Source organism: Sphingobium sp. CCH11-B1, from assembly GCF_001556865.1.
GTDB lineage: Bacteria > Pseudomonadota > Alphaproteobacteria > Sphingomonadales > Sphingomonadaceae > Sphingobium.
The window spans coordinates 62,800-71,822 of the sequence record NZ_LSJY01000009.1; the positions used below are offsets into that span (position 1 = coordinate 62,800).

The window sequence follows — 9,023 nt, forward strand, 5'->3', positions numbered from 1 at the left end:
TGCCCGAGTCGTGTGGCGGCGATTGCCAACCATTCGTCGCAAATATCGAATGTGGGAGAGACGAACCGAAACAAATCGCTAGATGAAATCCGCTGCCTTAACGGCCGTTCAGGAACATTGGCGTGATCTGCGCCATTATGTCGTCAGGATTATTGAGGTAGATGGACCTGGTATCTTTTCCATCGGCCAGACGACAGGAGATTTGCATGTTGCGCACTTTGTTATTCACGGCCGCGATGGCGATCACTGCGCCGGCCGTGGCACAGACCATGATGGAACAGGGTTCCAGCCCCGCCGCGCCGCAGTCTGCAGCGCCGACGACGCCGGCCGCGCCGGCCCCGGCTCAGCCGCCGGGCGCCACGCCCGCTGCGCCGGCCAGCCCGGCGAACAGTATCGCTTCCATCGTGGACGCCGAATTCCCGGCCTATGACGTCAACAAGGACGGTCAGCTGGACCAGTCGGAATTTTCCCGCTGGATGCTTGCGCTCAAGGACCAGGAAATGAAATCGACCGGCACCATGCTGCCGGCGGACCAGGTCACGGCCTGGGCGAATGGCGCATTCACGACCGCGGACAAGGACAAGAGCAGCAACGTCAGCAAGCCCGAGCTCATCAGCTATCTGAGCGGCGGCGCAGCGTGACCTCACCCCATCCCTGCTGTCACGAAGGCAGGACATAAGGGCCCTTACGGGTCGCATCGGCGAAGGCGGCATGGAGCGAAGGCCATGCCGCCTTCTGCTGCATAGAGTGTCCCGCCAGAGCCGGCCGCGTCAGCCCTTCTTTCGCGCGTAGAGCAGGGCCGCGACGATGGCGGCCGACCCGATGCCCACGGCTGTCCCCATCCATACGCCCTTGCCCGCGGACTTCCGTGCGGCGGTTGCAAGATCCGGCGATGCGGGGGCGGCATTCGGATCGGCGGCGGCCTCCTGCGCGGCAGTAGCTTGTGTGTCATTCTTGCTCATCGTGGGAAGGCTATGCCCCAAAGCGGGGCAGTCGAAAAGTCACAAGCGCAAACATCCGTCGCGAGCGCCTCCTGACGCGGCTTTCGCGCAACATCCTCTTGACTTCGACACGGCTTCGATGTTGGTAGCGCTATCAATCTAGAAACCACTCATTAGGAGCTGATGATGCCGGGGGATGTTGCCTTGCTCGACTGCTTGCCTGCCGATTGGCGGGACGGTCTTTTCATCGGCCGTGTGCAGACCGCCGACGGCCCCAGTCCCATCCTGGTCGACAAGGGCCAGGTCTATGACATGAGCCGCGTCGCGCCCACCGCCGCGCAACTCGTTCAAAAGCTTCCCCTCGATGCGAATGCCGGCGAGCCGCTCGGTGCGCTGGAGAATCTCGCCCTTCCCCTCCTCAGCCCGGTCGACCTGCAATGCGTCAAGGCCTGCGGCGTCACCTTCGCCGTGTCGGCGCTGGAGCGGGTGATCGAGGAAAGCGCGCGCGGCGACTTCACCAAGGCGTCGGAAATTCGGGGACGTCTGGAAGAGCGAGTCGGCGGCTCCATCCGTTCGGTGGCTCCAGGTTCGCCCGAAGCCGCCGCGCTCAAAGCCGCGCTGATCGAGGACGGCCTTTGGTCGCAATATCTGGAAGTCGCGATCGGCCCCGACGCCGAAGTCTTCACCAAGTCGCCCATCCTGTCCACCGTCGGCCTGGGCGCCGAGATTGGCATTCGGTCCGATTCGACCTGGAACAACCCCGAACCGGAAATCGTGCTGGTGGTCGACGCCGCCGGCAAGACCGTGGGCGCGACGCTGGGCAACGACGTCAACCTGCGCGATTTCGAAGGGCGCTCGGCCCTGCTGCTGGGCAAGGCGAAGGACAACAATGCCTCCTGCGCGCTCGGACCGCTGATCCGGCTGTTCGACGACGGCTTCACCATCGACGACGTCCGCAACGCCGAAGTCGGCCTGACCATCGACGGCCCGGAAGGCTATCGCCTGGAAGGCGTCAGCAGCATGAACCAGATCAGCCGCGATCCGCTGGACCTCGTGCGCCAGACCCTGTCCGAACATCAATATCCCGACGGGTTCGCGCTGTTCCTGGGGACGCTGTTCGCCCCGGTGCAGGATCGTGACGAACCGGGCCGCGGCTTCACTCACAAGGTGGGCGACACGGTCGCCATCGCCACCCCGCGCCTGGGCAAGCTGGTGAACCGGGTCGTGACATCGAAGGATGCGACCCCGTGGACCATGGGCGTTGCTGCCCTGATGACCAACCTCGCCGCTCGCGGCCTGTTGACGATGAAAGAGAAAGAAAACGCATGAGCCGCGCCATCTACCCGAGCCTGAAGGGCAAGCGGGTCTTTATCTCCGGCGGCGGCAGCGGCATCGGTGAAGGACTGGTCGAAGCCTTTGTGGGTCAGGGCGCCCATGTGGCCTTTTGCGACATCGCCGTCGAAGCGAGCGAAGCGCTGGTGGAACGCCTGTCCTCCGCCGCATTCAAGCCCCTGTTCCACGCGGTCGACCTGCGCGACATCGACGCCGTTCAGGCGATGATGGTCAGGGTGGAAGAGCAGCTGGGCGGCATCGACATCCTCATCAACAATGCCGCCAACGACGATCGCCACACGATCGAGGAAGTCACGCCGGCCTATTGGGACGAGCGCATGGCGGTGAACCTGCGCCATCTGTTCTTCGCCGCGCAGGCGGTCGTGCCGGCAATGAAGCGCGATGGCGGCGGGGTCATCATCAACTTCGGGTCGATCAGCTGGCATCTCGCCCTGCCCGAACTGACGCTCTACCAAACCGCCAAGGCTGCGATCGAGGGCCTGACGCGCAGCCTCGCTCGCGATCTTGGCCGCGACAATATCCGCGTCAACACCATCATCCCCGGCAATGTGAAGACGCCGCGTCAGGAGAAATGGTACACGCCCGAAGGCGAAGCGGAGATCGTCGCCGCGCAGTGCCTGGACGGCCGCATCCTGCCGATGGACGTCGCCGCGCTCGCGATGTTCCTGGCGTCGGACGACGCCCGTTTCTGCACGGGTCACGATTATTTCATCGATGCAGGGTGGCGCTGACATGAGCATGGAACCGCAGAGCATATTGTCGGTCGGCGCGACGTTGGGCGAAGGACCGGTATGGGTCGCGCGCGATGCCGCGTTGTGGTTCGTGGATATCAAGGAACACCGCATCCACCGGTTCGATCCGGCTGGCGGAGAAGCGCGCCACTGGACCGCGCCAGCGCAGGTCGGCTGGATACTTCCCACCGACGACGGGCTGTTCGCGGTCGGCCTTCAGTCCGGTGTTCACCGCTTCGATCCGGCCGACGGCAGCTTCGTCCTGCTGCACGCGCCCGAAGCGGCGCTGCCCGGCAATCGGCAGAATGACGCCACGGTGGCGCCGGATGGCGCGATCTGGTTCGGGTCCATGGACGATGGCGAAGAGCAGGCGAGCGGGCGGTTCTACCGGCTGCACAAGGGCCTGTGCGCAGACACCGGCTTGCCGCCTGTATCCATCACCAATGGCCCCGCCGTCTCCGCCGATGGCCGGACGCTGTATCACACCGATACGCTGGGCAAGCGCATATGGCGCAGCAGCCTGGGCGAGGACGGCGCGGTCCTGGAGAGCCGCCCGTTCGTCGAGATCGAGGACGGCGCAGGCTATCCCGACGGTCCGACGGTGGATGCCGAGGGTTGCCTGTGGACCGGCCTGTACGGCGGCTGGGCGGCGCGCCGCTACGATCCGGCGGGCAAGATGATGCGGGAGGTGCGGTTTCCCGTGTCCAACATCACCAAAATCGCCTTCGGCGGTCCCGACCTGCGCACCGCCTATGCGACCAGCGCGCGGAAGGGGCTGGACATGACAGCGTTGACAGCGCAACCACTGGCGGGCGATCTGTTCGCATTCGACCCCGGCGTGGCGGGCGCGCCGGGCACGATTGCAACGATATAACGAGTAAGTGTGGAGGACGTCAGGATGAGTGAGGGGAGCGCCGGAAAGGTCAACATGGCCTTTATCGCAGCGATCGTCGCGGTTGCGACGATCGGCGGTTTCATGTTCGGTTATGATTCGGGCGTCATCAACGGCACGCAAAAGGGCCTGGAAAGCGCGTTCGATCTTGGCAAGCTGGGCATCGGCGTCAATGTCGGCGCGATCCTGGTCGGTTCCTCCATCGGCGCGTTCGGTGCGGGCCGCATGGCCGACATCATCGGCCGTCGCGGCGTCATGATGCTGTCGGCGGTCCTGTTTCTGCTGAGCGCGCTGCTCGCCGGCGCGGCCGGATCGTCCGCCATCTTCATCTTCGCCCGCATCATCGGTGGTCTTGGCGTCGGCGCGGCAAGCGTCATTTCGCCCGTCTATATCTCGGAGGTGACCCCGGCCGCCGTGCGTGGCCGGTTGTCGTCGGTGCAGCAGGTCATGATCATTTCCGGCCTCACCGGCGCGTTCGTCGCCAATTTCGTGCTGGCGCGCTATGCTGGCGGATCGACCGCGCCCTTGTGGCTGGACGTTCCGGCGTGGCGCTGGATGTTCTGGCTGCAGGGAATCCCGGCCGCCATCTACTTCTTCGCGCTGCTGGTGATCCCGGAAAGCCCGCGCTACCTGGTGGCGCGCGGTCAGGAAGAGCGGGCGCAGGCTGTGCTTACCCGCCTGTTCGGCGCGGAAGAAGCTGCGCGCAAGGTAAGCGAAATTCGCGCCAGCCTTGCTGCCGATCATCATCGCCCGAAGCTGAGCGACCTTGTCGACAAGACAAGCGGCAAGATCCGCCCCATCGTGTGGACCGGAATCGGCCTTGCCGTGTTCCAGCAGTTGGTCGGCATCAACGTCGTCTTCTATTATGGCGCGACGTTGTGGGAAGCAGTTGGCTTTTCGGAAGACTATGCGCTTCAGACCAACATCCTTTCGGGCGTGCTGTCCATCGGCGCTTGTCTGGCCACCATCGCCCTGGTCGACAGGATCGGCCGCAAGCCGCTGCTGCTGATTGGCTCGGCCGGCATGGCCGTTACCTTGGCGACCGTCGCCTACGCCTTCTCCACTGCCGTCACCGGCGCGGATGGGGCGGTGTCGCTGCCGGGCAATAACGGCATCATCGCGCTGGTCGCCGCCAATCTCTACGTCATCTTCTTCAACATGAGCTGGGGCCCGATCATGTGGGTCATGCTGGGCGAGATGTTCCCGAACCAGATCCGCGGATCGGGCCTGGCCGTCGCCGGCTTCGCCCAGTGGATCGCCAATGCGGTCGTTTCGGTCAGCTTCCCCTCGCTGGTCGTGTCGCCGGGCCTGGCCGTCGCCTATTGCGGCTATGCCTTCTTCGCGTTGGTGTCCTTCTTCTTCGTGCGCGCCATGGTCAACGAAACCAAGGGCCGCGAGCTTGAGGACATGGTCGGCTGAACCATGGGTCGGACGAGCCAAGGGGATCGCATCATCCTGAAGGCGGGAGCGCTGGAAGCGGCGCTCTCGCCTTCGCTCGGCGGAGCGCTGCTATGGTTCGCCGCCGATGGAGCGGACCTGCTGCGTCGCAGCCCTGACGAAGCGACCGATGCGCTGGAGACGGCCAGCTTTCCGCTGGTCCCCTATGCCAACCGGATTGCGCACGGGCGCTTCACCTTCGACGAATCGACCTGCCAGCTGCCGCTGAATTTCGGCGATCATCCGCACAGTCTGCACGGGTTTGGATGGCAGACCGGGTGGGCGGCCGTTGAAACGAGCGAGCGCCATGCGACGCTGGTGCACGCGCATCGCGGCGATGCGGGCTGGCCCTGGGCTTATCGGGCCGAACAGAAGGTCGTGCTGACGCAAGGCAGCCTCTCGCTCTTGCTGACCATCACGAACGAGGGCGACCGGCCGATGCCGGCGGGCCTTGGCTTCCATCCCTATTTCGCCGCCGACACGGGCACCCGCTTGCAATTCGACGCGGAGAGCATGTGGCTTTCCACGCCCGACATGCTGCCCGAACGCGAAACGGCGGCCGATACGCTGGGCGACTGGTCGCAGCCCGCGCCCGTGCTGGGCGACAGCCTGATCGACAATGCCTATGGCGGCTGGGGCGGCGTCGCGCAGGTGACGCGCAGCGACGGGCTGCGCCTGGAACTGACGGGCGAGGGCACCGACTGGCTGCATGTCTATCGCCCGCCCGGCTTCGACTTCTTCTGCCTGGAACCGGTCAGCCACATGCCCGACGCCATCCATCGCGGCGGCATGGCGGTGGTCGATCCGGGCCAGCAGAGCAGGATCGGGATGACCATCGCCGTGCACAAAGGCGACGAGGCGCTTCCGCAATCGGCTTCCTTCGCCTAAGCTGCCCCAAATCTGGCAGCAAGGGTAACAGCCGATGCAGTTTTTGCGGACCGCCTTCTGGGTCGTCATCGCCGTGGCCGCCGCCCTGTTCTTCAAGGCGAACAACAAGCCGCTCGACATCAAGATCTGGGGCGACATCGTCTGGGAGACGCGGGTCTGGTTCCCGATCCTGCTGGCGTTCCTGGCGGGCGCCCTGCCCTTCTGGATCATGGCGCGGGTGACGCGCTGGCGGTTGCGGCGGCAGATGGACAGCAGCGAACGCGCGCTGGCGGCTGCGACCGCGGCGAGCGCGCCCGTCACGCCGGCGGTCGACGGCGCAAGCGCGGCCTTGCCCGATCCGCATGCCGCCGTTGCCGCCGACATGACCGCCCCCCTTCCCCCCGTCACGCCCAAGAGCACAGGACCGTTATGACCAGCCCCGTCTATGTCGCCATCGATACGCCCGACCTGGCGAAGGCGCAGGCGCTCGCCGCGCAGGTGAAGCGGCATGTCGGGGGTTTGAAGCTGGGCCTCGAATTCTTTTGCGCCAACGGCCATCATGGCGTGCATGAGATGGCGAAGTTCGGCCTGCCGATCTTCCTCGACCTCAAGCTCCACGACATCCCCAATACGGTGGCGAAGGCGGTGCAGGCGCTGCACCGTCTGGAACCAGCGATCCTGACCGTCCATGCCGCCGGCGGCCGAGCCATGCTGGAGGACGCGAAGGCGGCGGCGGGCGTCAATACCAAGGTGGTGGCGGTCACGGTGCTGACCAGCCTGGACGACGCCGACCTGCTCGATATCGGCGTGGGCGGCGGCGCGGGGGGCAAGGCGGAAGATCAAGTCCGCCGCCTCGCCGACCTGGCGCAGAGCGCGGGCCTCGACGGCATCGTCTGTTCCGGCGAGGAAGTTGCGATGGTGAAGCAGGCCTGGAGCGACGGCTTCTTCGTGGTGCCGGGCGTGCGGCCCGCAGGCGGCGCGAAGGGGGACCAGAAACGCGCCGTCACCCCGCGCGAGGCGCTGGACCGGGGCGCGTCCATCCTGGTGGTGGGACGGCCGATCAGCCTGGCCGAAAACCCGGACCTCGCCGCCCGCGAGATCGAGGCGACGCTCTAGCGGTCCCTTTGCGGTCACTGAAACGCGACGAGCGAAGTTCACACCGTCACTGGTTTTGATTTTCCGCCCTTTTTCGCGGCAATCGCTACGGCGAAGCGACCCCCACGCGCCGCCCACGCGCCCGCAAGGTCACGCCCGCGCGCCGCCAACGTCACGGCGGCGCGACAGCTTCGCGATGGGGTGCGAGAGGGGGCGGAGGCGTGGGGGACAGGGTACGCATCCGGTCATTGGATCAGGGATGGGCGGTGTAGGACAGGGGGATCACCGATATAAGATAGCTTGGGCAGCGGATATCCGATTTGCTAAGCATGGGCACTTCCAACCCTCAAATGTACATACGAAAACCTGTTTACCCTTTGCTTACGCCAGATCAGTCATAACCCCTCCGCGTTCGATGGAGGCATTGTGATCCAAGATAGTGACATCGATTCAGCGGTATCGAAAGGCCTGCTGAGCCGCGACGCCGCTCGTAAACTTCGTAATCACGCTGCTGAAAGCAGAGGAGCCTCAGCCGCCGACGAAGAAAGGTTCAGCGTCACGAGCAGTCTGGCTGACATCATGACATGTGTCGGATTACTACTCATATTTCTCGTAGCATTCCAAATGCTCTTTTCAATATCTCCTCCCGCCACATTAACGTTGGCTCCAATACTTTGGGTCTTGGCGGAATATTTCACCCGGAGGCGGAAGCAATTCTTCGCCAGCCTTTTGCTGTTTGCGATCTTTGTGCTGTCAATTGGCATGGCCATGGTAACGTTGGGATTGGAAGTCGCGGGCCCGGATCAAGCGGCACCAACCACCACGCCCAATCCTACCGGCCTGCCGCCTTTAGTCTCTATTTTCATCGCCGCCGGAATAGTCATGGCCTGTGCAGGCTGGTGGTGGCGATTTAAACTGCCCATCGCATACGCGGCAGGCGTGGTCGCGCTCATCAATCTTATGATCCATGTCGCCCGAATTGCCGCGCCGGATATTCCAACCGGTGCAGTTAGCATTTTGCTGTTACTGATAGGCCTAGCGATTTTCGCTCTCGCGATGTGGTGGGATATAAGTGACATCCGCCGGGAAACGAGTCGAAGCGACGTCGCCTTTTGGCTCCATGTCGCTGCTGGCTACCAGATCGCGGCGTCCGCGTATCGCCTGTTGTTCGGCGTGGTTGGCCCTGCATCGGGCTGGGAGCGGCTTTACCGGTTCACCGTTCAGTCCCCAACGGGAAATGAGATGATCGTGGCTGCCCTGATCTTCATTATTTTCTGCTGGATTGCTGTCATCATCGACAGACGGTCGTTGCTGATGTCGAGTATCGCGTTCTTGGTACAAGCCATCGCTGCTCCACCTTACGGGAAGGCGCTAACGACAAATCCACTCGCAATAATATTTCTTGGCAGCCTTGTCGTGCTACTGTCAGTCTTGTGGCAAAAAGTCCGAGCTTTGGCGCTCGCGCCCTTGCCTTCGGTGGTTCAGGCCCAGCTACCGCGCCAAGAGGTTAGTTTTCGAGATGACCGTCCAGTTTATTGATCGCCATTTGGCAACATCTCCCACTCGCGGGAGATGTCGAGGATGGGCGCATTTCTGGTCGCTGGGATGACGGGATATGGGCGACGGGGAAATAGGATGGTGGGGAATGGGTGCTGGGGTGTCGATGGTTTCCAGCCCGCCCTCCCTCAACCCCGCACCACTCCCGCA

10 protein-coding genes are annotated in these 9,023 nt (G+C 64.0%); 9 read left to right on the forward strand and 1 reads right to left on the reverse strand.

The window, feature by feature from the left end:
* Positions 1–206 precede the first annotated feature (206 nt).
* Complete coding sequence (locus AX724_RS01835; RefSeq protein ID WP_066762982.1) at positions 207–641, forward strand: EF-hand domain-containing protein; 435 nt, start codon at positions 207–209, stop codon at positions 639–641.
* A gap of 129 nt (positions 642–770) precedes the next feature.
* On the opposite strand, the gene AX724_RS01840 is transcribed toward AX724_RS01835, so the two are convergent.
* Positions 771–962, reverse strand: a complete 192-nt coding sequence (locus AX724_RS01840; RefSeq protein WP_066762984.1) for a hypothetical protein — start codon at positions 960–962, stop codon at positions 771–773.
* 165 nt (positions 963–1,127) lie between these two features.
* Here AX724_RS01840 and AX724_RS01845 point away from each other — a divergent pair, with 165 nt between their 5' ends.
* From AX724_RS01845 to AX724_RS01880, 8 genes are all read left to right on the forward strand, one after another.
* Positions 1,128–2,270 (forward strand): fumarylacetoacetate hydrolase family protein, encoded by a 1,143-nt coding sequence (locus AX724_RS01845; RefSeq protein ID WP_066763015.1) that lies wholly within the window; start codon positions 1,128–1,130, stop codon positions 2,268–2,270.
* Entirely contained in the window at positions 2,267–3,025 is a 759-nt protein-coding gene (locus tag AX724_RS01850) for an SDR family NAD(P)-dependent oxidoreductase (RefSeq protein ID WP_066762986.1), read from the forward strand. Before AX724_RS01845 ends, AX724_RS01850 begins: the two co-directional genes overlap by 4 nt.
* A 1-nt stretch (position 3,026) precedes the next feature.
* Complete coding sequence (locus AX724_RS01855; RefSeq protein ID WP_066762991.1) at positions 3,027–3,899, forward strand: SMP-30/gluconolactonase/LRE family protein; 873 nt, start codon at positions 3,027–3,029, stop codon at positions 3,897–3,899.
* Between the two features lie 24 nt (positions 3,900–3,923).
* Entirely contained in the window at positions 3,924–5,336 is a 1,413-nt protein-coding gene (locus AX724_RS01860; RefSeq protein ID WP_066762993.1) for a sugar porter family MFS transporter, read from the forward strand.
* A 3-nt stretch (positions 5,337–5,339) separates the two neighbouring features.
* Positions 5,340–6,242 (forward strand): aldose 1-epimerase, encoded by a 903-nt coding sequence (locus AX724_RS01865; protein WP_082733366.1) that lies wholly within the window; start codon positions 5,340–5,342, stop codon positions 6,240–6,242.
* A gap of 34 nt (positions 6,243–6,276) precedes the next feature.
* Positions 6,277–6,654 carry a lipopolysaccharide assembly protein LapA domain-containing protein gene (locus tag AX724_RS01870; RefSeq protein WP_066762995.1) on the forward strand — a complete coding sequence of 126 codons (378 nt, stop codon included), beginning with the start codon at positions 6,277–6,279 and terminating at the stop codon, positions 6,652–6,654.
* A complete protein-coding gene (gene pyrF / locus AX724_RS01875) occupies positions 6,651–7,337 on the forward strand; it encodes an orotidine-5'-phosphate decarboxylase (protein ID WP_066762998.1) in 687 nt (228 codons plus the stop codon). Before AX724_RS01870 ends, pyrF begins: the two co-directional genes overlap by 4 nt.
* 405 nt (positions 7,338–7,742) lie before the next feature.
* Positions 7,743–8,855, forward strand: coding sequence for a hypothetical protein (locus AX724_RS01880; RefSeq protein ID WP_156447970.1), 1,113 nt, complete (start codon positions 7,743–7,745; stop codon positions 8,853–8,855).
* The last annotated feature ends 168 nt before the right edge of the window (positions 8,856–9,023 follow it).